Below are 21,385 nucleotides of genomic sequence, written 5' to 3'. Positions count from 1 at the left end.
GCGGGTGGTTGAATCCAGCCATGACGCTGGAGAGGGACTTCGGGCTCGAGTCGTCGCGTGTCGCCGATGCGCTGCGCGACGACATCGTGCTCGGGCGGCGCTCTCCGGGATCGCGGCTGGTGGAGCGCGACATCGCCGCCGAGCTCGAGGTGTCCCGGCTTCCGGTCAGGGAGGCCATCAAGGCGCTGGTGGCGGAGGGCATCGTCGTGGCCCGGCCGCGGAGCGGGGCCGTCGTGCGGCAGTTCTCCATCCAGGACGTGCAGGATTTCGCGGAGGTGCGCGAGTCGGTCGAGACGCTCGCGTTCGCGCTCGCGACGCGGCGGGCCGGCCCGGCGGGACTGGCCCTTCTGCGGTCGATCATCGACGAGGAGGAGAAGCATGCGGCGGCCGGTGATACGGATGCCGGACGTCTGGCATCCGCGCGGTTCCACGTCGCAGCCGTGGAGCTGGCGGGCAACGCCATGCTCACCGAACTGGCCTCGTCGCTGACGACGCGGCTGCGCTGGCTGTTCGGGCAGCATGACGATCTGTCCGCGATGGCCTCCTCGCATCGGGAGATCCTCGCGGCGATGCAGGCGGGGGACGTCGAGGCCGTCCATCGCCTGGTCCCGGCGCATCTGGCTGAGGGCCGGGAGGCAGCCGAACGGCGTCTGCGCGCTCAGGGACGGGGACCGGGCTGACGGCGGGTCGGTCCGTCGTCTGGGCCGTGCGAGGAGGGATCCGGGCGCAGTCGCGCCCAGATCCGCGACAGATCCTTCAGATCCTGTTCGTCGAGTCTGTCGAAGAACAGGCGGCGAAGGTCGGCATGCTGCACCTCCCACGCTTTGCGCAGCAGTGAGCGACCGTCTGCGGTGAGCACCGCGACCAGTCCACGGCCATCGTCGGGGGCCGGTCGGCGGGTGATCAGCCCGCGCCTTTCGAGTCGGTCCGCCAACCGTGTGAAGCCACCCGTGGACATCACGCGGCGGCGGGCGAGGTCGGTCATGCGCATGCCGTCGCGCCCGGCCCCGCCGAGCAGGGCCAGCACGCTGTATTCCGCCATCGAGACGTTCAGCGCAGACAGTCCCGCTTCCACCTCCCGCCAGACGCGGTCATGCGTGAGGAGGAATCCCCGCCACGCGTCGTCCTCCAGCTCGGTCAGGTGCGCCGCGACCATGCGATGAGCCTACCTGCTCGCGCAGAGGTCGAAAGCTGCCGCACGGGAATAATTGTCTGCGCAGACAGTTTATTCAGATCATCACCGGATGCCCGCCGCCGGGCGGGTCACAGAGAGGAGAGCGGACATGAAGGAGAATGTTCAGGAGAGCGCATTCCGCGCGGATGATCGTCCGTCGTTCGAGATCGGGCACATGACGTTCGTGGAGCTGACGGCGGACCCCGCCACGGGCGCGATGCCATCCGCGCATCAGCGAGCGAGGGAGACCATCGAGCAGGCGCGGGTCGCAGATCAAGCAGGCTTGGATCTGTTCGCGGTCGGAGAGCACCACCGCACCGACTTCGTCGGCTCCGCCCCGCAGGTGGTGCTCGCCGCAGCGGCCGAGGCCACGGAGCGCATCCGTCTGACCAGCTCCGTCACGGTGCTGAGCTCCGACGATCCGGTGCGCGTGTGGGAGCAGTTCGCCACACTGGACCAGCTCTCGGGCGGCCGGGCGGAGATCATCGCCGGTCGCGGTTCGTACACCGAGTCGTTCCCCCTGTTCGGGTACGACCTGCAGGACTACGGCGATCTGTTCCGCGAGAAGCTCGATCTGCTCCTGCGCATCCGCGCGCAGAACCCGATCACCTGGCAGGGCGCGTTCCGGCCGAGCCTGGAGGCGGCGGACATCGGTCCGAGGGCGCTGCAGGATGAGCTGCCGATCTGGGTCGGCGTGGGTGGGAGCCTGGCGTCGGCGGTGAGCACCGGGCGACTCGGTCTGCCGATGGCCCTCGCGCTCCTGGCGGGTCCGCTGCTCATGCACGAGCAGACCGTCGACCTGTACCGGCAGTCCGCCGAGCAGGCCGGGCACGACCTGCGGAGGCTGCGCACCAGCATCAACGTGCACGGATACGTCGCCAGGACCAGTCGTGCGGCGCGCGACACGATGCACCCGTACTTCGCCCGGGGCATGATGGACAACAACCATCAGCGCGGCAGGGGCTTCATGATGCCGCGCCCGGCGTTCGACGCGCAGACGTCCCCCAACGCCGGCATGATCGTCGGCAGCCCGCAGGAGGTCATCGACAAGCTGATGCGGTACCACGAGGTGTACGGCCTCGACCGCGCGCTGATCCAGATCGGCTTCGGCGGCATGCCGCAGCGGGACGTCCTGTCGGCGATCGAACTGCTCGGCACCGAGGTCGCGCCGGTCGTCCGACGCGAGGTCGCCGGACGCAGGGCAGCGGCATGACCGCCATGGAGCCGGGAGCGTCGTCCGCCGAGGCCGGGCCGCCGACGGTGTCGCGTCCGGAGGGCGGGCGTCTGGCCGTGGCTGTCGTCAACGGCAGTCCGAGCAGGAGATCCAAGACCGTCGGGCTGACCGAGCTGATCAGCGAGGTGCTCGCTGATGTCCTCGCCGAGGACGGCATCGAGGTCGAGATGTCCCGGATCGATGTCTACGGACTGGGGCCGGGACTGAACGGCGCCCGTGAGCGGGAGGACGTCAGCGAGGCCGCCGAAGCAGCGTTGCGCCGGGTGGAGACCGCCGATCTGGTGATCGCGGCGACGCCGGTGTTCCGCGGGTCGTACACGGGGATGTTCAAGCACTTCTTCGACCTGATCGATCAGTACGCGCTGGCGAACACGCCCGTCCTGCTCGCGGCGACAGGCGGGGGAGAGCACCACGCCCTGGTCCTCGAACACGCCATGCGCCCTCTGTTCGGGTTCTTCCAGGCGATGACCGTCCCGGTCGCCGTCTTCGCCTCCTCGGCCGACTTCGACGGCACCGTGCCCCTCACCCCGCGCATCCACGGACGGGTGGAGACGGCCATCACCGACGTGCGGCCGATCCTGCTCGGTCGGGTGCGCCGGAGCGCATCCACCCGTCCGCGAGGGTGATCCGTCCCTCGCGTCGCAGGGGCGCGGGCGCCGCGGGCGCGGATGGCGGATACGGATCCACCCGGTCGGGGGCCACCGCGTCGGCGGCGGCCGGTACGCTCGATGCGGGAGGTGATCGTGGGACGCACGACGGATGCCATCGGCGAGGGGGTCGCGATCGCCACGGCGGCGGCCCGGCTGGCGGTGAAGAACCAGATCCTGGTCGGCACGATCGCACGCGGCGGCGTCTTCGAGATCGATCACTACACCGACGTCGCCCGTGCGGCTCTGCTGACCATGGCCAAGGAGTCGGAGGAGGCCGCCGAGCTGCTCATCAAACTCCGCAAGCGCGCGAAGGGCAGGCATTCCGACCCGCACGGCACCCACGACTATCGGGATCGGGATGTCCGCAATCTGCGTCGCCGTGCCAAGCAGTCCACCGGCGTCGCGGAGCGGCTCCGCAGCATGGCAGAGGACTCCGCCGCCCTGCACGCCCTCGTGGAGGAGGCGCGGGCGGCGGCATGGGGGGACGTGCGCGGGAACCTTGATCGTCGGCTGCGGGTGGAGGGCATGCGCCCCGATCAGGATCCGGACTACGCGCAGATGCGCGATGCGCGGATGCAGGCGCTCAAGCTCGTCGATCTGCAGGCGCTCTCCTCGCAGCAGCGTGCGCGTCGCAAGCGCGAGAGGGCGGCGGCCAAGAGTGCGGAGAAGGAGGTCGGTCGGGCCGGGCGACGCGCACAGGGGGAATCGACACGCGGTTGACTCGTCGAGAGCCGTCAGAATTTCATTTCGCGGCGGAGCGTGCTGTAGTCTGTTCCCTGGCCCGCTGAACGGGCATGCGCCACTAGCTCAATGGATAGAGCATCTGACTACGGATCAGAAGGTTGGGGGTTCGAGTCCCTCGTGGCGCGCACTGTGTTGAGACAGTCTGGAAGCCCCCTCGTCTGAGGGGGCTTCTCCTGTTCGGATGCGGTCCGCACGGCATCCGATCCTTGCACACATGACCGCCACTGTCGATCGGCGCGTGCCTTCGCCGTGTGAGCTCCGGTGCGCTCACACGGCGCCGGAGAGCGAGCGCAGCGCCGGATCGCGCTCGGCGAAGTTCGCGGCTGTCGCGATGATCTCGTCGCGCATCGCGGCCACGGCCACGCCGGGGGAGACATCCGAGCGGTGGGCCAGGCTCACGGTGCGCGTCAACGGCGTCGACAGGCGCGCGGAGCGCAATCCGGGGCGGTCGGTCAGCACCATCGCGGGTACGACCGCGACGCCGAGGCCGCGTTCGACGAAGCGCAGGACGGCGTCCATCTCGGGCCCTTCCAGCACGAGAGACGGAGACAGTCCCGCCGCGCGGAACTCGGCATCCGTGGCGGCGCGAAGGTCGTAGCTGCGGTCGAGCGCGATCAGGGGAAGCTCGGCGAGCAGGTCGATGCCGATCACCGCGTCCTCCGGGACGAGGGGGTCGTCCGCCGATGTCACCACCACGAGCTCCTCCGCCAGGAGCGGCAGATGGTGAAGGGCGACTTCGGGCAGGCCGCCGGCATCCGATGTCGTGAGCAGGGCGATGTCGATCTCACCGACCGCCAGCTGCTCGATGAGCGTGCGGGAACCGGCCTCCGCGAGATGCAGGTCCACGCCGGGATGCCGGCCGTGGAAGTGGCTGATGGCCTCGGTCACCAGACTCGTGCACAGCGTCGGCGGGGCACCCAGTCGCACGCGTCCACGGCTCAACCCGGCGAGCTCGTCCATCTCGGTGCCGATGGCGTCCACCTCGGCGAGGATGCGCAGCGCGCGGGGCAGCATCGCGTCCCCTGCCGCAGTGAGGGAGATGTGTCCGCGTGCGCGGTGCAGGAGCTGAGAGCCCAGCTCGCGCTCGAGGGTGGAGATCTGCCTGCTGAGCGAGGGCTGGGCCAGGCGCAGCGACTCGGCGGCCCGGGTGAAGTGGCCCAGACGGGCGACCTCCACGAAACCGCGCAGCTGTTCCAGGTTCATGCCCCCAGGCTATCGAGAGCAGATGAGCAATGCATCGGACCCATCGCCGGGTTAGGGTTGAGGCGTGACAGCGTACGTCTCGGCCTTCGATCTGTTCTCCATCGGAGTGGGCCCCTCGAGCTCGCACACCGTCGGGCCGATGCGGGCGGGAGTGGACTTCGCCGCGCGGCTGCAGGCGGAGGGCGTGCTGGAGCGGGTGCATCGCACCACGTGCGAGCTCTTCGGCTCCCTCGGCGCGACGGGGCTCGGCCATGGCACGCCGGATGCGGTGGTCGCAGGGCTTCAGGGACTGCTGCCGGACACCTGCGATCCGGATGACGTCCGCGCGGCCTGGCAGAAGTGGCCGGAGGGACAACGGCTGAACCTCGCCGGGCGGCATCCCATCGACTTCGCCAAGGACGACATCTCCTTCGCACCGCGCACCCGGCTGCCCGGACACCCCAACGCCATGACGCTGCGGGCGTTCGGCGTGGACGGGGCGCCGCTCCTGGAGCAGACGTACTACTCGATCGGCGGCGGCTTCATCCGCCGTGACTGCGAGGAGGCGCACATCACCTCGGCCGAGCAGCCCTTCCCCTACGACGACGCGGCATCGCTGATCGCGCTGTGCGACGAGCACGGCCTGTCGATCGCGGAGGTCGCGCGGATGAACGAGACCGCGATCCGCAGCGAGGAGGAGGTGGCCGCCGGGCTGGACGCGATCTGGGACGCCATGGCGGCCTGCGTGGAGGCGGGTCTGCATGCCGTGGGCACGCTCCCGGGCGTCCTCAAGGTCAGACGGCGGGCCTCCGACATCCGTGCGCAGCTCGAGGCGGTGGAGTCGGACGGCCATCCGTCGCTGCCCGGCGAGTGGTTGGGCGCGTTCGCGCTCGCCGTCAACGAGGAGAACGCCGCCGGGGGGCGAGTGGTCACGGCGCCGACCAATGGCGCCGCGGGGATCCTGCCGGCCGTCGCCATGTACTGGTGGCGCTTCCTCGCCGACTCCGGGCTGGGTGCGGGCAACGCCGTCACCCCGCACGGTGAGCTCGTCGGCAGCGCCCTGCTGGGCTTCGGCGGTGAGTATCGGGGGCAGGGGTCGCCCGGCGGACCGGTACCCGAGGAGCTCGACGACGAGCAGACCATCGAGGCGAACCGGCGCCGCGGCATCCGTCGGTTCCTACTGACGGCGACCGCGCTGGGGTCCCTGTTCAAGGCCAACGCGTCGATCTCCGGCGCGGAGGGCGGGTGCCAGGCGGAGGTCGGCTCGGCGTGCGCCATGGCCGCCGGTGGCCTGACGGCGGTGATGGGCGGCACGACCCGGCAGATCGAGAACGCCGCGGAGATCGCCATGGAGCACCATCTGGGGCTGACCTGCGACCCCATCGGCGGGCTCGTGCAGATCCCGTGCATCGAACGGAACGCCGTCGCGGCGTCCACCGCGGTGACGGCCGCACGGCTCGCGCTGCGCGGTGACGGCGAGCACTACGTGTCGCTGGATGCCGTCGTCGAGACGATGCGGCAGACCGGCGCGGACATGTCCACGAAGTACAAGGAGACCAGTGAGGGCGGCCTCGCGGTCAACGTCATCGAGTGCTGAAGACCGCTCCGTCCTCGACGTTCGCGAGGATGGAGTCGAGCAGGCCGGGAAAGCGCGCCTGCAGGTCATCGCGCCGCAGCCGGACGCGCCGCCCGGGGCCGGACGGTGAGGGCTCGTTGCGGATGATCCCCGCCTCCCGCAGCACCTTCATGAGGTGCGAACGGGTCGACTTCGGCACGGCGGGGTTCTCCCGGAAGCACTCGCCGATGTCCTGCGGGCCCGCCACGAGCTGCGCCACGATCGCGAGGCGCTCCGGGTCGCCGAGCGCCTTCAGCACCGCGGAGAGCGTGAAGTCCTCGGGCTCCGGATGGGACAGCATGATGGGACCGGACACGGTTCGATAATAGTTGAACTGATGGATGAACTGTGCCATTCTCTTATGGTTCGATAAACATAGAACTATAAGGGGATGACGTGCCCGCAACAGCGTTCGGAGCCGACCGACCAGCACGGAGCGTTGCGGGATTCCTCCTCGCGGTCGCCGCCATCGCGGCAGTCATGGCCGGCTCCACGGCATCCTCCCCCTTCTACCCGCAGATCCAGGACGCCCTGGGGCTGAGCGTCGTCCACGTCACCCTCATCTTCGCCGTGTACCCGGCAGGGCTGCTCGTCACACTCCTCGTGGCCGGCACACTGTCCGACCACCTGGGCCGTCGCCCTGTGGCGTTCGCGGGGCTCGCTCTGCTGGCCGTCAGCCTCGGCCTGTTCGGCTGGGGCGGCTCGTTCACCGCGCTCCTGGCCGCACGCATCCTGCAGGGCGTCGCGACGGCGCTGGTGATGTCGACGGTGAGCACCTACATGGCTGAACTCGCACCACCCGCCCTGGTCGGACATGTCGCACTGGCCAACTCGGCGGGGCCGACGGCGGGCCTCGCGCTCGGCACGATGTTCGGCGGGGTCCTGCTGGACGCGGCTCGGCAGGCTCTCGCGCTGACCTTCGGCATCCTGATCGCCGTGATCCTCGCCATCGCCGTACTGATCTGGCTGCTGCCGGAGACCGCGGCCGGGCGTCCCGGCGTCGTGCGCTCGCTGATTCCCCGGCTGCGCGTCCCCGTCGGAGCCCGGAGCGTACTGCTGCGCGTCGCGCCGGCGATCATCGCCTCCTGGGGCACCGGAGGGCTGTTCATCTCGCTCGGCGCGCACATCGCGCGTGGTGTCTTCGGGGTGCACAGCCACACGCTGCAGGGTGCCACGGTGGGCGTGCTCGCCGTGTGCGCGACGGTCGGCATCGTCGGGCTGTGGCGTCTGCGCGCGCGCACTCTGCTGACGGCCGGAGCCGTCGCGCTGGCCATCGGGACGCTGGCGAGCCTTCTCGCCGTGCTCGTCGGCTCCGCACCGCTGTACTTCTCGGTGACGGCGGTGACCGGTGTGGGCTTCGGCGTCTCCTACGCGGGCGCGCTCCGCCTCGTGCTCCCCGCTGTGTCCGACGGCGAACGCGCGGGCCTGTTCTCGGTGATCTACGTGATCGCCTACCTTTCGTTCTCCGTCCCCGCGGTGGTCGCGGGGGTGTTCGTCTCCACCGTCGGGCTCGTCCCGACGGTCATCGGCTACGGCCTCCTCGTGAGCGTTCTCTCCGGCGTCGCGCTGATCGCCCGCCCGTCCACCGGGAGCCGCCTCTCACCTGGTGCCGACGGCGGTGTCTCGAGCACGGATGCGATCGATCGCACCATCCGGCGCCGAGGAGCCGGCTTCAGGAGCGACGCTTCGTGTGCCGGGTCGGAGCGGCCTGCCAGGGATCCTCTGGCCACGGATGCTTCGGATACCTCCCGCGCATCTCGGCACGCACCTGCGCGTACGGGCCCGACCAGAACGACGCCAGGTCGTCGGTGACCGCCAGTGGGCGCCCGGCGGGGGAGAGCAGGTGGAACAACACCGGCACGCGTCCGTCTGCCAGCCTCGGCGTCTCGGCCCAGCCGAAGCACTCCTGCAGCTTCACGGCGACGACCGGCCTCGCACCGGGGTCGTCCCACGGGGGATAGGCGATGCGGATGCGGCTGCCGCTGGGCACCTCGAGCCGCTCGGGCGCCAGATCGTCGAGGTGCGCGGCCTCCGGCCAGGGCAGCAGGCGGCGCAGTGCCCGGGCCAGCTGCAGCCGCCCGGCGGGGGTGCCGGATGCCAGGGCGTCGATCTCCGGGGCCAGCCAGCCGTCCGCGGCGGCCAGCAGCGCGGCATCCGACACATCCGGCCATGGCGCACCCAACTCCCGGTGCAGCAGGGCGAGGCGTCGGCGCAGGTCGATAGCCGCCTCCGGCCAGACCAGCATGTTCAACCCCTGATCCTGCAGCGCCCGCCGCACGGCATCGCGGCCGGTGTCGCGGTCGGCGCGCAGCGGGACGGAGGACAGCACGATCGCCCCGATCCGTCGCTCGCGGCGGGCGGTGACCCGGCCGCCGGCGAACTCGGCCTCCACCCGATCCGTCAGCAGGTGCGCGGCGGCGCGGATCGCCTGCTCCTCCGTCAGTGCGGCGGCGGACCGGATGATCGCCCCGGAGTCGGCAGTGACGCGGCCGGTGGCGCGCGCGACGTCGGCGATGGCCAGCCACTCGGTGCCGGCCAGTGCTCCCCGCACGGCGGCACGGGTCCCGGAGGCGAGCAGGAACGTCGCCCCGTCCGCCGAGCGGTCCACGCGACGCGCGATGCGCTCGGGGAAGGCGAGGGCCACCACCGCGCCGACGTCGTCGACACCGGCGCGCACGGCTCCGGCGTCCGGGGTGAAGCGCAGCATCCGGTCCACGTCTCGGGACCAGCGCTGCGCATCCGGTCCGCGACGACCGCGCAGGGCGATGAGCGCGTCGGCGATATCGGCGTCGCCGACGCGGAGGTCGCCACCGATGAGGGCGACCACCTCCGCGGCGAGGCGTGGCCCCACCAGAGGGGCGCCGTCGAGCAGCGCCCGAGCCAGACGCGGGTCCGTGGGGATCTGGGCGAGTGCGCGCCCATGGGCGGTCGCCCTCCCCTCATCGTCGATGGCGCCGAGACCGGTGAGGGTCTCGAGCGCCTCGGCGAGGCCGTCGGCCGGGAGCGGGTCGATGAGGCGCAGACCCGCGCCGCCGGGCGAGCCCCAGCACGCCAGCAGCAGTGCGGCGTCGGTCAGGTCGGCCACCGCGATCTCCGGATCCGGACGGGAGGGTGCCGCCGCGTACGCGCGTTCGTCGACGCAGCGGATCACGGTTCCCGAACCCTGCCTCGTGGCGCGGCCGGCGCGCTGGATGCTCGACGACCGCGGTGTGCTCGTGGTGACCAGCCCGCTCATGCCCCGTGCGGCATCGCGCCGCGGATGCCGGGAGAGGCAGCTGTCGACGACCAGGCGCACGCCCGGGACCGTCAGGGACGACTCGGCCAGCGAGGTGGTGACGATGATGCGGGGCGGATCCTCGGGCCGGCGACCGCGGATCACGGCGTCCTGCTCGCGCGCGGGGAGCCGCCCGTGCAGCTCCCGCACGTCGAATCCTCTCGCGGCGTCCCGGATGCGATGAGCGATGCCGGTGACCTCGCGTGCGCCCGGCGCGAACACGAGCACATCGGCGGCCGGGTCGCTCCGATGCAGGTCTGCGGCGGCGGATGCGGTGACGCGGGCGACGTGGTCCAGGAAGGCGCGGGTGACGCCGCGCTCGTCGAGGCGGGGTGAGGACGCGGGCGCCCAGCGCTCGGTGAGCGGGAACGCCGGGACGACGTGCTCGACCACGGGGGCGGGGGCGTCGTCGGCGCCGAGCACCCGCGCGATCCTGTCGGCGTCGAGGGTCGCGGACATGGCGACGAGCATCAGATCGTCGCGCAGCTCGCGCACCTCGCCGAGCAGCCCGATCAGCAGATCGGTCTCCAGCGCGCGTTCATGCACCTCATCGATGACGACGGCATCGACGCCCTCGAGGCCCGGGTCCTGCAGCATCCGCCGCAGCAGCACACCCGCCGTGACGAACTCGACGCGTGCCCCGTCGCTCATCCGTCGCTCGCCGCGGACGGTGAAGCCGGCCCGTGTCCCGAGGGGGGTGCCGTCCAGCGCGGCGAGGCGCCTCGCCGCGGCCCGTGCGGCGACGCGGCGCGGCTGGGTCACGATCACCCGTCCGTCCGTGCGGGAGGCCAGCAGGGGCGGCACCAGCGTGGTCTTCCCGGTGCCGGGCGGGGCGGTGATGACGACGGCGCGGCTCGCGTCGAGGGCCGTGGTGACATCGTCGACGGCATCGGCGAACGACAGCCCGTCGCCGATCCGCGCCAGATCGAATCCTCTGCCCGGCATCGTTCAGAGGGTGGGGCGTCGCACGGGAGCGGGGAGCGCGCTCGGCATGGTCATGCTCCGAGTCTACGGATCCGGCAGCGGGTGCCGGAGGGCAGGCGCCGTATGACGCCTCCCCTCCGATGGGGATCACTCGGCCGGCGTCTCCGGTGCAGCGGTCCGCGCAGATGTGCGCGGTGTTGCGGCAGGGGCGGCGTCGGCGCCCTGCGCGACACCCGCGCCGAAGCCGCGGCCGACGGCCTGGCCCTGGATGATCGCGGCGAGATCCAAGCCGGTGGCGGCGTTGACGCTGTCGAAGACGGCGCGCATGGCCTTGGCGTTGTCGCCCCCGACCACGCTGGACGCGCCGTCCTCGCCGGAGCCGCCGACGATGGAGACGCTGCCGATGGCGGCGTACCCCTTCGCGAACTCCGACATGATCGACGGCAGCACTTCGAGCACGCGCTGCGAGAGGAACGCCTCCTGATTCGAGGCGATGGCCTTGGCCTCGGCCTCGACGGCCGCCGCTCGCGCCTCACCCTCGGCACGGATGGCCTCGGCCTCGGCGTTGGCGCGCATACGGCGGGCCTCGGCCTCGGCCTCGGCCCGGGCACGCAGGGCGTTGGCCTCACCGGTGGCCTTGGCCTCGGCCGCTGCAGCCTCACCGGCTGCCCTGGCCTTGTCGGCCTCGGCCTGCTGCTCGGCGATGCGGGTGCGGGCCTCGGCCTGCTTGACCTGCTCGATCGCGGCGGCCTCGGCCGACTTCTCACGCGTGAACAGGTCGGCCTGAGCACGGGTCTCGGCCTCATAACGCTGCGCGTCGGCGACGCGCTTGACGTCGGCATCCAGCTGAGCCTGCTTGTTCTCCGCCTGCTGCTGCAGCACGGCCTGCTCGGCCTGGGCACGGGCCAGCTGCTCGGCCTGCTCGGCCTCGGCGCGAGCGCGGCCGATCCGCGCGTCGGCGTTGGCCGTGTTGGTGTCGAGCGCGGTCTGCTCGATGAGGTTCGCCTCCTGGTTGGCGATGTCCTTCTGGTTGATCGCGCGGTCGGCGTTGGTCTGGGCGATCTCGGCGGCCTGGCGCTTGGCCTGGATCTCCGGCGCACCCAGCGACTGGATGTAGCCGACCTTGTCGGTGATGCCCTTGATCTGGAACGAGTCGAGGATGAGGCCCTGCTCGGCGAGCTCCTGGGAGATGTCCGCGGCGATCTGCTCGGAGAACTTCTTGCGCTCGCGCATGAGCTCCACGACGGACAGGGTGGCGACGATGCCTCGCAGCGCACCCTCCAGCTGTTCGGTGGTGAACTGCTCGATGGCCTTGTCCTGCGAGGCGAAGCGCTCGGCCGCACGGCGCACGTAGAGGGGGTCGGAGCCGATCTTCACGATCGCCACGCCGTCGACGTTCAGGGTCACGTTGTCGAGCGACTGGGCCTCGGCGTTCAGCGACACCTGGCGCGAGCGCAGCGAGATCACCTCGTGCCGCTGCGTGATCGGGTTGACGAGGGACTTGCCGTTGACGATGACCGTCACCGGCGATTCCGCCTGCTCGGAGCTGGTGGTGCCGTCGGCATTGAGGACTGCTCGCTGCACTCTCTGCTTGCGTCCCGAGATGACCAGCGCCTCGTCCGCCCGGGCGACCTTGATCCAGCTGCGCGCGAACAGCAGCAGGATGAGCCCGATGATGACGACGGCGACGACGGCGATGCCGACGACGATCAGGATGCCGATGACTCCGGCGATCTCCATGGTGACCTTGCCTTTCCCCTCAGAAGGTTGTTCACATCCACCCTGCCAGAGATCACGCGGCGGATGAGGTGTTCGTGGTCAGCTTCCGCGCAGCCTCTCGGTCAGTGCGAGAAGCGTGCGCATCTCGTCGTCGTCCAGCACCGACATCCGTTCGGCGATCGACCTGCCGTGGGTCGCCGCGACGACCCGGAAGGCACGCGCACCGGCATCCGTCGCCGTCACGATGGCCCCGCGGCCGTCGTCGGGATCGGTGGCCTTGTCGACGAGGCCACGGGAGACCATCCGATCGACCAGCCGAGAGACGCTGGGCTGGCTGATGAGCGAGTTCGCCGTGATGTCGCGCAGGCGAGTGGTCATGCCCGGTGCGCGCACCACCGTCAGCAGCACGTCGTACTCGGCCTGCGTGATCGGAGCGCCCGCGAAGTCGGCGGACATGGCCGCGAGGAGTTCGTGCTGCGCGCGGAACAGGCTCTCCCAGGCCTGCAGGGCGAGCTGGCGATCGGTCATGGTCTTCAGCGTAGTGTCGGCGCCGACATCGTGGTCGCATGCAGTCGGGCCGGTCGGAGAGGCTTCCGACCGGCCCTTGTCCCTTGCACCAAGAGTGTCCTGCAATCACATGCGGTGTATGCCACAGCAAACATTCACCGTGTGATGAGTATATAACGGCGAGGTAACGAATGCAACGGTTTGGTCACGGAGTTCTGCCTGTCCGTCGACCCCGCACCTGTGGTCGGTGCTGTCGATCCTGTGGTCGTGACGGCGCAGTCGTCGTTTTGGCGGGGTTTCTGCGGTTCGGGGCAGGGGGTCGGGATGAGGAGTCGACCCATGCCTGCACCAGACCGAATTCAATTCGGAGACGATGCTTGACGCTTGCTCGCGTTCTCGATATTGTCTCCTCAAAAGTTCATATAGCAGACCCAGCGTCTTTATATATGGACACGTCGGAGAGTTGAAGGCGAGCACACTTTGAGACCGTCCGCATCCACCCCACCCACCGTCGCCGAGGCGATCGTTGATGAGTTGAGTCGCGCAGGAGTGACGCGTGTGTTCATCATTCCGGGCGTGCATAACATGCCGCTCTGGTGGGCGCTCGGTGAGGCCGGCATCGATCGGGTGCTGGTGCGGCACGAGCAGACGGCCATGTACGCTGCGGACGGCTACTTCCGGGCAACCGGGAAGCTCGGCGTCTGCATCACCACGAGCGGTCCCGGTGCGGCGAACACGGCGGGGGCGACCGGTGAGGCCCTCACCTCCGGGTCGGCGGTGCTCCACATCAGCACCACCCCTCATCTCTCCCTGAAGAGCTCGCAACCGGGCGTGCGCAGAGGATCGCTTCACGAGATCCCGGATCAGGCCTCGATCTTCACCGCCCTGGTCAAGTCGGTCAGCGTCGTTGAGCGCGCGGGCCATGCGGGCACGCAGGTCCGTATCGCGATCAAGGACGCCCTGCGCCCGCAGGCGGGCCCCGTCTACGTCGAGTTGCCGACGGATCTGCTCGGTGCAGTCGTGCCGGAGGACTCGATCGCCGCGAGCGAGTACGTCCCGGTGAAGCCGCGCCTCCGCCTGCCCGAGGCGGCGGTCGAGGCACTGTCGTCCTCTCGAAAGCCCATCATCTGGGCTGGTGCCGGCAGCATCGGCGCACGCGTGGCCGACCTCGCCGAGCATCTGGCGGCACCCGTGGTCTCGACGATGATGGCTCGATCGACGATGGACGCCCGAAATCCTCTCGCGGTCGTGGCACCGCCGCAGGAGCAGGCTGTGGCCGACCTGCTCAACTCGGCGGATCTCGTGATCGCACTGGGAACCGACTTCGATGGCCAGACCACCCAGAACTGGCGTCTGAGCATCTCCCCGCCCCTCCTTCGAGTCGATGTCGACGAGACCCAGCTGACCCTCAACGCCATCCCCGACTTCCCCGTACGGGCCACGGTGAGCTCCTTCATCGAGTCCGTCCTGGAGGTGATCCCTCCGGCGTCCGATGAGAGACGGGCGAGCGCAGAGGCTGCTGCGAAGGCGACGTCCGCCGCCATCGCGAATCGGCTGCGCGAGGACGGTGAGGAAGCCGCCGCCGCGAACGTCGTCGCCGCCCTCAACAGGACGCTGCCATCGCATGTGCCGGTCGTGGCGGATATGACGCTCATGGGGTATTGGGCGTCGGGCTATCTCGAGCGCTCGCAGCCCCGGACCTTCATGTTCCCGATGGGATGGGGGACTCTGGGCTTCGCCTTGCCCGCATCCGTCGGAGTGGCGCACGGCAGTGGTCAGCCGACAGTGGTGGTCGTCGGCGACGCCGGCTTCCTCTTCGCCGTGGGAGATCTCGCGAGTCTCGTGGAGCGGAACCTGCCGGTGAAGGTGATCGTCTTCAATGACGAGGCGTACAAGATGCTGGAGCAGGGCGTCCCGGCCGATCGGAGTCGGGAGGGTCTCACCGGGCTGTGCACCCCCGACTTCGTCACGCTCGCACAGGCGTTCGGGATGCGCTCGCAGCGAGCGACTCTGGAGACACTCGGCACGGCGATCGAGGCGGAGCTCCTCCTGCCCGGACCTGCCCTGATAGAGGTGCCCAATGTCACGAAGCCCCCGGTCACCACCAGTGCCCGGTGGCCGCTCGCCGGCGACCGGGTACGGCAGACGGTCCATCCATAATCACAGTCCCCATACCAGAGCGCAGTCGTGAGGCTGTCTCGAGCAATACCTGGAACTCGACCCGTTTCAATGATGAAAGAGAAGAGGAGCATCCCCATGGAGATGCAGAACCGCGCATTCGCGCAAAGCACCGTTCTCACTCGCCGTAGTCTGCTCACAGCGGCCGGTCTGGCCGTCCTCGGGGGCGCCGCGGGGCTGTCGCTGGTCGGATGCAGTCCCGCCTCGGGAGGCGGTACCTCGAAAGGCCGAGTCGTCTACGCCGGATTCGGGGGCACATTCGACGATCTGGTCAAGAAGAACTTCTTCGACCCGTTCACTGAGGAAACCGGGTTTCCCGTCGTCATGACCGGTGACTCGCCGCCGCCCGTGGGCCCGATTCAGGCGGGTGTGGAGGCGGAGTCCCCGGACTGGAACATCTTGATCCTGAACAGCTCAGGGCTTGCGCTCTGCCTGGCGAACGACCTTCTCCAGGACCTGGACTACTCCAAGATCCCGGGCGCTGCCGACTACGCCGACCCTTCCTACAAGCACCCCAAAGGCGCCGGAATGTGGGCGTTCGGCGACGTGCTCTGGAGCAATACCGCGGTGTTCGGCGATCCGCTGGAGAAGTGGGAGGACCTCTGGGATGTCAAGGCGTTCCCCGGTAAGCGCGGTTTTCTGAACCAAGCCCACAAGACCTTCGAAGCCACCGCGCTGGGCATGGGGATCGAGCCGGCCGACCTCTATCCGATGGACATGGATCTCATCTTCGAGCGGCTCGACGAGATCCGTCCTCATGCCGTATTCCTCGACATCAACACGATCAACAATCAGCTGTCCCAGCAGGACATCGTGGCCGGCCCCCTCAACATCATCCGCGTTCGGCAGGCCGTGTTGGACGGCATTCCGGTGGGCTACACCTGGAATGAGCACCTCGTCGACGTGAACTACTACGGCATCCCCCGCCATGCGAAGGACCTGGATGCCGCTTCCGCCTTGATCGACTACATGACCAGTCCCGAGGTGCAGGCACGCGTCGCCGAGGCGCTGTCGTACACCCCGGCGACAAAGGCGGCGCAGGCTGCCATCGACGAGGAGACGGCCGCGAACCTGCCGGCGTCAGAGGTCACCGACTCGCAGGCTCTGCACATCTCGGCCGACTGGTGGGCGGAGAACGGCGTCGAGGCGGAGAAGCGCTTTTCCGACTGGTTGCAGAAGGGTTGATCCGTGCAGAACGCTCACACCGACTCCGGTGCTCTCCCGACCGTCGTGGCCTCGGACTCCGCGCCGCGCGGACGGAAGGGGCATCTCAAGATCAGTGGCTTTTCGAAGAGATACGGAAGCCTCCTCGCTGCTCGTGATGTCAGCATCGAGATCGAAGCAGGAGAGTTCTTCTCGTTGCTCGGCCCCTCAGGATCGGGGAAGACGACGACGATGATGGCGATCGCGGGGTTCGTCACGCCCGATGAAGGGACGATCGAACTGGACGGGGTGCGGCTGGACCGCGTGCCCGTCGAACGTCGCGGCGTCGGTGTGGTGTTCCAGAACTATGCGCTGTTCCCGCATCTCACGGTCTGGGAGAACCTGGCGTTCCCGTTGGAGACGCGGCGCGTTCCGAACGCGCAGATCCGCGATGAAGTGGAGCAGATGCTCGGCGTGGTGCAGCTCGAGGGCCGGGAGAATCACTATCCGACCCAGCTGTCCGGTGGGCAGCAGCAGCGGGTCGCCCTGGCACGTGCGCTCATCTCGAGGCCGTCGGTTCTGCTGATGGACGAACCGCTCGGAGCGCTGGACAGGAATCTCCGGGGCCATCTGCAGCACGAGATCCGGCGCGTGCAGCGCGAGTTCGGCATCACGACGATCTACGTCACCCACGACCAGGACGAAGCGTTCACGATGTCGGATCGGATCGCGGTGATGAACAACGGAGGAATCGAGCAGCTCGGGACGCCCGCGGACATCTACCGCAACCCGAAGACGCTCTTCGCTGCCAACTTCGTCGGTGACAACAACGTGCTGCAGGGCACGGTGACGGGCGTCGACCGGGACGCGGTGGAGGTGCTCTGCGCCGGCAGCGTCGTGCGGTGCCGGGCCGCTGAGCTGAAGGTCGGCGACGATGTGAACATCACCGTCCGTCCCGAGGCGATCCGCCTCGGGACGGATGGGACCAGCGGCGGGAACAGGCTGAAAGCCGTCGTCGAGGACCACGTCTTCACCGGACCGACCATGCGGTACCACGTCAGACTCGCCGACGGCACGCCCATGATCCTCGTGGAGAGCGGTTTCGACCACTCGTTCCACGAGATCGGCGCACAGGTCGAGTTGGCCTTCCCCGCGCACTCCGCCTCGGTGTTCCTCAACGAAGACGCGGAGCGCCCGTGATGACGGACCGAATCGACGCGCGCGTGGCGCGCGCACCCGGGAACGGGGGAGCGATCGGCGCCCTCGCGCTGCCGGCCATCGTCTTCCTCCTCGTCGTGTACGTCGTGCCCCTCATCATGGTGCTCGTGACGGCGTTCACGGACCCGACACCCGGTCTGCAGAACATCGAGGCGGCGCTCTCCCCGACGAATCTGCAGACCCTGCTGCGAACGATCGAGATCGCCGGCGCGGCGACTCTCGTCGCCATCGCGATCGGCTACCCCGTCGCCTACGTGATCGCGGGGGCACCGCCCAGGTTGCAGGCGGTCATGCTGGTCGGGGTGATCGCGCCGTGGATGACCAGCGTCCTCATCCGCACGTTCGGATGGCAGGTGCTGCTGGGGCGGATCGGCCCGATACCGACGGCGCTGCGGTGGCTGGGCTTCGACGTTCAGTCCCTGCTGCAGACGTGGGCGGGGCTCCTCTTCGGACTCGTGCAGATCATCGCACCGCTCTTCATCCTTCCGCTTGTCGCGGTGATGAGACAGATCGACACCAGCAACACCCGTGCGGCACTCACCCAGGGTGCGGGGCCTGCGGAGGCGTTCTGGCGGGTCTATCTTCCACAGACGCGGAACGGCCTGCAGGTCGGCGCGACGCTTGCCTTCGTCGTCGCGTTGGGGTCCTTCGTCATCCCCGACATCCTCGGCGGTCAGGATGCGACCATGACGGCATCCGTCGTGAACGACCTGCTCAACAGGCAGGGAGAACGCGGACCGGCCGCAGCACTCGCGCTCCTGCTCACCGTGACGATCTTCCTGCTCATCGGGCTCCTTCGCCTCGTGACGGCGCCGGGCAGCCGATGGATTCGTGCGCGGGACGGGAACTACACACCCTCGCCGCCCCGGTTCGGACGCCTCCGCTGGGGCCCGATCATCGGGCTCATGAGGATCCTCGACTGGACCCGGCTGTCCAGCCAGCGCTGGATCCTGTGGGGCTTCGTCGCGCTGGTCCAGTTGTTCCTCTTCGTGCCGCAGCTCGTCACGATCCCGATATCGTTCTCGGGGACGCGGACGATGGTCTTCCCACCCGAAGGGTTCTCTCTGCAGTGGTACGAGCAGTTCTTCACTCCGGACTGGCTCGGCGCGGCCGGGACGACCATGATCGTCGCACCGGTCGCCGCCGTGCTGGCCACGGTCCTGGGGGCCCTCGCCGCCATCGGTGTGGAACGATCGAGAACGCGCGGGTGGCGGATGCTCGGCGTGCCTCTGCTGCTCAGCCCGCTGATCGTCCCCGTCGTCGTGGTGTCGGTCGGCTTCTACATCACACTGATCAACGTGGGTCTGTACGACACGGTGATCGGACTGATCCTCGTGGAGACCACCGCGGCCATACCTTACGCCTTCGTCATCTCGCAGGCGGCGATGCAATCGCTCGATCCGCTGTATGAGAGGGCGGCACGCAGTATGGGCGCGAGTATGTCCCGTGTCATGCGCAAGGTCATCCTGCCGATCATCGCCCCATCGATCATCGTCGCCCTGCTCTTCGGGTTCCTCACCCTGTTCGACGAAGTCGTCATTCCGGTGTTCGCATCCGGCATCGACGTGACGGTCCTGCCCAAGCGCGTCTATGAGGCGATCGTGGTCCTGTCCGATCCCACCGTGGCGGTCGTGGGGACGCTGTCCATCATCGTCGCGGCGATCGTGCTCGTGGCTGCGCTCGTGTTCGTGAGCCGATCACGCACAGCATCCTTGGAGACGATCACCGGAGGTGAACGTGGACGCTGAAGCAGGGCGGCGCCGTGCCGTGCCGTCCCATCCAAATCAAATCGAATCGTATGAAAGGTCGAATCCGGTGACGCAGAAGGAAACGCTCTCCCGGCTCGGGGTGTATCTGTTCCCGTGGGGGGTGAGCAGGCCGACGACTTCCGAGATCGTCACGTCGGCGGTGCACGCAGACGAGCTCGGCTTCGGATCCGTGCACGTGGCGTGGCACTTCACGCAACCCGACAAGAACATCGACAACACCCACAATCTCGATCCCCTGGTGGTGGTGCCGCTCATCGCCCAGGCGACGAGCAACGTCAGGGTGGCGATCAATTCCGTGATCTTCCCGACGATGCACCCGTACTTCTGGGCACGGTATTTCGCCAACCTGGATATTCTGTCCGGCGGACGGGCGATCGCCTGCGCTGCGCTGGGCTGGGCGCCGGACGACTTCCGCGTCGGCCTGTCCAAGGTGAAGGAGCGCGGGAAGCGGTTCGACGAGGCGCTGGCCCTGTACACGGCACTGTGCCACGGTGAGGAGATCGCTGAACCGGGTGCTTTCTGGGACGCTCGCGCGCTCGCTCTGCACCCCGCTCCGCGCCCCGACCTTCCGCTGTGGGTCGGCGGCGGGGCGCCTTCTCTGGAGCGGGCCGCACGCTGGGCGCAGGCGTACAACCCCACGCGACTGGACGTGGCGGCGATCCGTGACGAGATCCGCCCCCGACTCACCGAGGCCGCACAGGCGCACGGCAGGTCGGTGGACCTGGTGGTGACGCAGACCTGCGCGATCGTGCTGCCCGGCGACTCGGCCGAGTGGCAGCAGGAGAACGTGTGGGGTCCCCTCGAGTCGCGGCCGAAGGACCGCGACTCGACCGGCGCGGTCATCGGCTCCCCACAGGAGTGCGCGGATCGCATCAGCGCGCAATTCGAGGCCGGGGTCGACGAGATCCTCCTCGAGTTCGACTTCCATGGCGCCACGCCGAGCGGAGAGCCCGTCCTTCGTCAGATGGACCGGTTCGTGGAGCATGTCCTGCCCCTCATCGACGATCGGCGAGGGGAGGCCTCGCGGTGAAGATCGGCTACAAGGCATCCGCCGAGCAGTTCGCCCCGCGGCCGCTGGTGGAATACGCGGTTCTCGCCGAGGAGGCCGGGTTCGACAGTGTCGCCATCAGCGACCACTTCCAGCCTTGGCGGCACAACGACGGCCATTCCCCGTTCTCTCTGTCCTGGCTGGCGGCGGTCGGCGAGCGAACCAAGCGGATCGAGCTCGGGACGAGCGTGCTCACTCCGCATTTCCGCTACAACCCAGGGGTGGTGGCGCAGGCGTTCGCGACCCTCGGCTGCCTGTACCCAGGGCGTGTGTGGCTCGGGGTCGGAACGGGTGAGTCGCTCAACGAGACGCCCCTGGGCGTGGAATGGCCCGGTCAGAAGGAGCGTTTCGCACGCCTGAAGGAGGCCTGCCTGCTCATCCGGGAACTGTGGAGTGGGGAACGAGTCACCTTCACCGGCGACTACTACCGGACGGAGCGCGCGACGATCTATGATCGCCCCGTCGAACCGATTCCGCTCCACATCGCCGCGTCGGGCCCCGCGGCGGCGCGCCTTGCCGGCCGGATAGCCGACGGGTTCATCTGCACCAGCGGTAAGGGCATGCCGCTCTACACCGATGTTCTGCTTCCGGCTGTCGATGAAGGACTGGAGAAGGCGGGTCGTCCCTCCTCCGCCGTGGAGCGGATCATCGAGCTCAAGGTGTCGTTCGACCCTTCGCTGGAGCGCGCCAAGGCGGACACCATGGAGTGGGCGGCGCTCGCCCTGTCCCCCGAGGAGAAGATGGGAGTCGAGGACCCCATCGAGATGGAGCGCCGTGCAGGTGCGCTGCCCGTCGACCGGACGGCGAGCCGCTGGATCGTCTCGGACGACCCGGCCGAGCATGTCGAACGGATCCTGGAGTACGCCCGGCTCGGATTCGATCACCTGATCTTCCATGCGCCGGGCCGGGATCAGGAACGCTTCCTGCGACTGTACGCCGAGCATGTGATCCCCCGGCTTCGGGACATCGGATGATCGCGCCGGGTGGCAGCAGTGCGTTTACGAAC

17 protein-coding genes, 1 tRNA gene and 1 pseudogene are annotated in these 21,385 nt (G+C 69.0%); 13 read left to right on the top strand and 6 right to left on the bottom strand.

The features are described 5' to 3' along the window. The first annotated feature begins 20 nt into the window (after nucleotides 1-20). Nucleotides 21-680, top strand: a complete 660-nt coding sequence (locus tag ABD770_RS04175; RefSeq protein ID WP_344818249.1) for a GntR family transcriptional regulator — start codon at nucleotides 21-23, stop codon at nucleotides 678-680. Here the strand turns inward: ABD770_RS04175 and ABD770_RS04170 are convergent. Then, nucleotides 659-1,156: a MarR family winged helix-turn-helix transcriptional regulator gene (locus tag ABD770_RS04170; RefSeq protein ID WP_344818248.1), complete on the bottom strand. Its 498-nt coding sequence runs from the start codon at nucleotides 1,154-1,156 to the stop codon at nucleotides 659-661. The two genes, ABD770_RS04175 and ABD770_RS04170, sit on opposite strands and share 22 nt — an antisense overlap. A 127-nt stretch (nucleotides 1,157-1,283) precedes the next feature. On the opposite strand from ABD770_RS04170, the gene ABD770_RS04165 reads away from it, so the two are divergent. From ABD770_RS04165 to ABD770_RS04150, 4 genes are all read left to right on the top strand, one after another. Then, on the top strand, nucleotides 1,284-2,387 hold the full coding sequence (locus ABD770_RS04165) for an LLM class flavin-dependent oxidoreductase (RefSeq protein WP_344818247.1): 1,104 nt from the start codon (nucleotides 1,284-1,286) through the stop codon (nucleotides 2,385-2,387). Next, nucleotides 2,384-3,034, top strand: coding sequence for an NAD(P)H-dependent oxidoreductase (locus ABD770_RS04160; protein ID WP_344818246.1), 651 nt, complete (start codon nucleotides 2,384-2,386; stop codon nucleotides 3,032-3,034). Before ABD770_RS04165 ends, ABD770_RS04160 begins: the two co-directional genes overlap by 4 nt. 117 nt (nucleotides 3,035-3,151) lie before the next feature. Then, on the top strand, nucleotides 3,152-3,778 hold the full coding sequence (locus tag ABD770_RS04155) for an asparagine synthase (protein WP_344818245.1): 627 nt from the start codon (nucleotides 3,152-3,154) through the stop codon (nucleotides 3,776-3,778). Between the two features lie 76 nt (nucleotides 3,779-3,854). Then, a tRNA-Arg gene (locus ABD770_RS04150) sits at nucleotides 3,855-3,927 on the top strand. A 142-nt stretch (nucleotides 3,928-4,069) separates the two neighbouring features. Here ABD770_RS04150 and ABD770_RS04145 read toward each other — a convergent pair. Continuing rightward, nucleotides 4,070-5,005: a LysR family transcriptional regulator gene (locus ABD770_RS04145; RefSeq protein ID WP_344818244.1), complete on the bottom strand. Its 936-nt coding sequence runs from the start codon at nucleotides 5,003-5,005 to the stop codon at nucleotides 4,070-4,072. Between the two features lie 64 nt (nucleotides 5,006-5,069). On the opposite strand from ABD770_RS04145, the gene ABD770_RS04140 reads away from it, so the two are divergent. Continuing rightward, complete coding sequence (locus tag ABD770_RS04140) at nucleotides 5,070-6,581, top strand: L-serine ammonia-lyase, iron-sulfur-dependent, subunit alpha (RefSeq protein ID WP_344818243.1); 1,512 nt, start codon at nucleotides 5,070-5,072, stop codon at nucleotides 6,579-6,581. On the opposite strand, the gene ABD770_RS04135 is transcribed toward ABD770_RS04140, so the two are convergent. Continuing rightward, nucleotides 6,568-6,915, bottom strand: a complete 348-nt coding sequence (locus ABD770_RS04135; RefSeq protein ID WP_344818242.1) for an ArsR/SmtB family transcription factor — start codon at nucleotides 6,913-6,915, stop codon at nucleotides 6,568-6,570. The genes ABD770_RS04140 and ABD770_RS04135 overlap by 14 nt on opposite strands. An 80-nt stretch (nucleotides 6,916-6,995) precedes the next feature. On the opposite strand from ABD770_RS04135, the pseudogene ABD770_RS04130 reads away from it, so the two are divergent. Continuing rightward, nucleotides 6,996-7,805: pseudogene (locus ABD770_RS04130) on the top strand (MFS transporter); the annotation flags it as partial. Nucleotides 7,806-8,271: 466 nt separating this feature from the next. On the opposite strand, the gene hrpB reads toward ABD770_RS04130, so the two are convergent. The 3 genes from hrpB to ABD770_RS04115 all read right to left on the bottom strand — a co-directional run bounded on the left by hrpB (nucleotide 8,272) and on the right by ABD770_RS04115 (nucleotide 13,044). Beyond that, nucleotides 8,272-10,818 carry an ATP-dependent helicase HrpB gene (gene hrpB, locus ABD770_RS04125; protein WP_344818241.1) on the bottom strand — a complete coding sequence of 849 codons (2,547 nt, stop codon included), beginning with the start codon at nucleotides 10,816-10,818 and terminating at the stop codon, nucleotides 8,272-8,274. A gap of 126 nt (nucleotides 10,819-10,944) precedes the next feature. Then, nucleotides 10,945-12,537, bottom strand: coding sequence for an SPFH domain-containing protein (locus ABD770_RS04120; protein WP_344818240.1), 1,593 nt, complete (start codon nucleotides 12,535-12,537; stop codon nucleotides 10,945-10,947). A gap of 78 nt (nucleotides 12,538-12,615) precedes the next feature. Further along, nucleotides 12,616-13,044, bottom strand: a complete 429-nt coding sequence (locus ABD770_RS04115; RefSeq protein ID WP_344818239.1) for a MarR family winged helix-turn-helix transcriptional regulator — start codon at nucleotides 13,042-13,044, stop codon at nucleotides 12,616-12,618. A 459-nt stretch (nucleotides 13,045-13,503) separates the two neighbouring features. Here ABD770_RS04115 and ABD770_RS04110 point away from each other — a divergent pair, with 459 nt between their 5' ends. The 6 genes from ABD770_RS04110 (at nucleotide 13,504) to fgd (ending at nucleotide 21,353) form a co-directional block, all read left to right on the top strand. Then, the gene (locus ABD770_RS04110; RefSeq protein WP_344818238.1) at nucleotides 13,504-15,183 is read left to right on the top strand and encodes a thiamine pyrophosphate-binding protein; all 1,680 of its coding nucleotides are present in this window, start codon (nucleotides 13,504-13,506) and stop codon (nucleotides 15,181-15,183) included. 96 nt (nucleotides 15,184-15,279) lie between these two features. Next, nucleotides 15,280-16,386: an extracellular solute-binding protein gene (locus ABD770_RS04105; RefSeq protein WP_344818237.1), complete on the top strand. Its 1,107-nt coding sequence runs from the start codon at nucleotides 15,280-15,282 to the stop codon at nucleotides 16,384-16,386. A gap of 3 nt (nucleotides 16,387-16,389) precedes the next feature. Continuing rightward, a complete protein-coding gene (locus ABD770_RS04100) occupies nucleotides 16,390-17,544 on the top strand; it encodes an ABC transporter ATP-binding protein (RefSeq protein WP_344818236.1) in 1,155 nt (384 codons plus the stop codon). After that, entirely contained in the window at nucleotides 17,544-19,310 is a 1,767-nt protein-coding gene (locus tag ABD770_RS04095; RefSeq protein WP_344818235.1) for an ABC transporter permease subunit, read from the top strand. Before ABD770_RS04100 ends, ABD770_RS04095 begins: the two co-directional genes overlap by 1 nt. A 67-nt stretch (nucleotides 19,311-19,377) precedes the next feature. Next, nucleotides 19,378-20,361, top strand: a complete 984-nt coding sequence (locus ABD770_RS04090) for an LLM class flavin-dependent oxidoreductase (RefSeq protein WP_344818234.1) — start codon at nucleotides 19,378-19,380, stop codon at nucleotides 20,359-20,361. Then, the gene (fgd, locus tag ABD770_RS04085; protein ID WP_344818233.1) at nucleotides 20,358-21,353 is read left to right on the top strand and encodes a glucose-6-phosphate dehydrogenase (coenzyme-F420); all 996 of its coding nucleotides are present in this window, start codon (nucleotides 20,358-20,360) and stop codon (nucleotides 21,351-21,353) included. Before ABD770_RS04090 ends, fgd begins: the two co-directional genes overlap by 4 nt. Nucleotides 21,354-21,385: the final 32 nt, after the last annotated feature.

Source organism: Microbacterium soli, assembly GCF_039539005.1.
Classification (GTDB): Bacteria; Actinomycetota; Actinomycetes; order Actinomycetales; family Microbacteriaceae; genus Microbacterium; species Microbacterium soli.
The sequence above is the reverse complement of the archived record's forward strand: the minus strand, read 5'-3'. Positions and strand labels throughout refer to the sequence as shown.

Excerpts from the sequence above, each read along its gene's own strand:
- ABD770_RS04175 (WP_344818249.1), top strand. The coding sequence starts at position 21 with ATGACGCTGGAGAGGGACTTCGGGCTCGAGTCGTCGCGTGTCGCCGAT.
- ABD770_RS04170 (WP_344818248.1), bottom strand. The coding sequence starts at position 1,156 with ATGGTCGCGGCGCACCTGACCGAGCTGGAGGACGACGCGTGGCGGGGA.
- ABD770_RS04165 (WP_344818247.1), top strand. The coding sequence starts at position 1,284 with ATGAAGGAGAATGTTCAGGAGAGCGCATTCCGCGCGGATGATCGTCCG.
- ABD770_RS04160 (WP_344818246.1), top strand. The coding sequence starts at position 2,384 with ATGACCGCCATGGAGCCGGGAGCGTCGTCCGCCGAGGCCGGGCCGCCG.
- ABD770_RS04145 (WP_344818244.1), bottom strand. The coding sequence starts at position 5,005 with ATGAACCTGGAACAGCTGCGCGGTTTCGTGGAGGTCGCCCGTCTGGGC.
- hrpB (WP_344818241.1), bottom strand. The coding sequence starts at position 10,818 with ATGCCGGGCAGAGGATTCGATCTGGCGCGGATCGGCGACGGGCTGTCG.
- ABD770_RS04120 (WP_344818240.1), bottom strand. The coding sequence starts at position 12,537 with ATGGAGATCGCCGGAGTCATCGGCATCCTGATCGTCGTCGGCATCGCC.
- ABD770_RS04115 (WP_344818239.1), bottom strand. The coding sequence starts at position 13,044 with ATGACCGATCGCCAGCTCGCCCTGCAGGCCTGGGAGAGCCTGTTCCGC.
- ABD770_RS04105 (WP_344818237.1), top strand. The coding sequence starts at position 15,280 with ATGGAGATGCAGAACCGCGCATTCGCGCAAAGCACCGTTCTCACTCGC.
- ABD770_RS04095 (WP_344818235.1), top strand. The coding sequence starts at position 17,544 with ATGACGGACCGAATCGACGCGCGCGTGGCGCGCGCACCCGGGAACGGG.